This window comes from Halococcus thailandensis JCM 13552 (assembly GCF_000336715.1).
Taxonomy (GTDB): Archaea; Halobacteriota; Halobacteria; order Halobacteriales; family Halococcaceae; genus Halococcus; species Halococcus thailandensis.
The window spans coordinates 1-2,048 of record NZ_AOMF01000045.1 but is presented as its reverse complement, the minus strand read 5'-3'; the positions used below and the strand labels follow the sequence as shown (position 1 = coordinate 2,048).

The 2,048-nt window shown below is 55.3% G+C and carries 1 protein-coding gene and 1 pseudogene; one reads left to right on the top strand and one right to left on the bottom strand.

From position 1 onward, the window contains the following. Positions 1-257 precede the first annotated feature (257 nt). Positions 258-491, bottom strand: coding sequence for an ArsR family transcriptional regulator (locus C451_RS20530; protein WP_241431151.1), 234 nt, complete (start codon positions 489-491; stop codon positions 258-260). 327 nt (positions 492-818) lie between these two features. Between C451_RS20530 and C451_RS21590 the strand changes: the two are divergent. Next, a pseudogene (locus C451_RS21590) lies at positions 819-2,048 on the top strand (hypothetical protein); the annotation flags it as partial.

The window sequence follows — 2,048 nt, the reverse complement described above, 5'->3', positions numbered from 1 at the left end:
GCGCTGTGTCTCCGAGTCGTCGTCGCGATCACCAACGATGAACGAGGAGACAACCCTGGCCGCGAGATACTCACATCATGAGACGGATTCTATGACACGCTCTCTGTTGGTGGGTGAATCTGAGGATGGCATTCTGCGTGGATAGATCGATTCAGTCAATACACTTAGCTTTTGGTGTAGTTGGTTGTCTGGTTCAGACAACTGAACAAGCTAGCAAACCCACCGAAATATGCATCAGAAGAATAAACTGTATGTCGCTACACCAATGTCCAAACCAACGTGGAGCCAATTTTTCGTCCCTCAGCTATTCCATCATCTTCTAACTCCTTCATTCGTCTCCGAGCTGTTTCATGACCACATCCCACCTCGTCTCTTATTTCCGGAGTAGTAGCCTCGCCTCCTTCAACCTTCACTGCTTGAATAAAATCAGTTAGCGAATATTTTCGTCTAGGATCCTTTCTGTGGTCATCCATTGTCTCTGTCTCGCTCATACGGTTACAAAGAGTAGAGTGTTGATGGGCTTGTTGAAGACGGGTAACGTTCCCCAACTCTTAACACCTCACCACATCTACTGAGATACACCAAGCTAGGGGAACGTGAAATAAGCGTCGGAAGGGGGATCACCAGTCCCCCAAACCGAGGGATACGGCCAATGAATCAGTCGTATCTTCTTGTTTCCGGCCGCCGATAATAAGGTTTGCCCTTGCGCATAGCGGCAGTGCTGTCGCTTACAACGATGAACAGGGCGATATAACCGCTATTATCGGATTGGTACGACGGGTCTCCGGCCGTCAGCGCTGAAACATCGGGGCTCCACTATGAGCCAGGATACACACGGACATACCGATAGCGGTGCGTCTGCACAACCCTCTGAAATCGAAACGGGCATCTCGGTCAGCCCATCCGGGAGCCGTGGGCAACTCACGCTCACCCAACAATCGCCACTCTCAGCCGTTACGACCGTCACACTCGATGCACCTGTTGGCAATATCTGGGGACGAATCACCACAACTGATGAGTTCCAGAGCTCCCTCGAAACAGCAGTGATAGGACTCGTTGGCAATCATCACGCGGGCGCGCGTGCGTACGTGCTTGAGCAGTTGGGTGTGACCGCACTTGATGGTCTCTACGCAAGTGCCGTCGCCACACTTGCTGATGGAGATCCGATCCACGACCGATGGCAAGAGCAAGCACTACAACTCACCCAAGACTTCGGGAGTGCCGAACGGTCAGTTGTCGGTCTCCACGCACCCGTTGGAGAGATTGTCGACGGCCCACTCGCTGTCCTTCGTGCGTCTACGGCGATGCCCACAGTTGCCGTTCGAGTCGATAATGCTTTCGACGAGCTACGTGCTGATCAGCGGGCTGATATCATTGAACTGCTTGCTGACCTCGCCAACACTGTCGATCTTCGGATCGTGGCGACTGGTCGCTGGCAACGCAAGCTCGCACAGGAATATCGAGAAGAACTCCCTGCTGTTAGCGAACAATGCAGTGCAGGCCCCTCAGCAGGAGCTGTTGCTGCGACCGTCCAGAAAGCACGTGCCGCTCTTGATCCCGCCGGTCGAAAAGTCCGTATTCTCCGTCAACTCGCAAAACAAGCCTCGGAGACGCTCTCGTACAATCAACTCTACACGCTCCACGAAGTATCAAATGGAGCTATCCGGCAGTGTCTCACGAACGGCGACCAATCGCTCGCCGAGCTCAGACTCGTCGAAACGTTCTCGCGAGCCACAGGGAAGGGAAGTGCGGTCGAACTGCTTGCCGCAGGTCGCGAGCTTCTCGATACGCTCGACAGCGAAATCGGCAGACAGCAGCGCCTCGAAGCCGTCGTTAGCGAGACCGGAAATCCGTCAGATGATAGCCGTGTAACCCCGCCCGCACGCGAGGGCCGCCACAGCCCCGATCCGGTCGCGGAGGCGGAGGCTGGTGCGGAGTGGGGCGGTTGCGGTGCTGATGGCGGTGGTGCGGGGGTGGCTGACGATCACGACTTCGACCGGTATCGCCTTCCACACTATCATCAGGTACGGTCAGCAGCACGCTATCGC

Excerpts from the sequence above, each read along its gene's own strand:
- C451_RS20530 (WP_241431151.1), bottom strand. The coding sequence starts at position 491 with ATGAGCGAGACAGAGACAATGGATGACCACAGAAAGGATCCTAGACGA.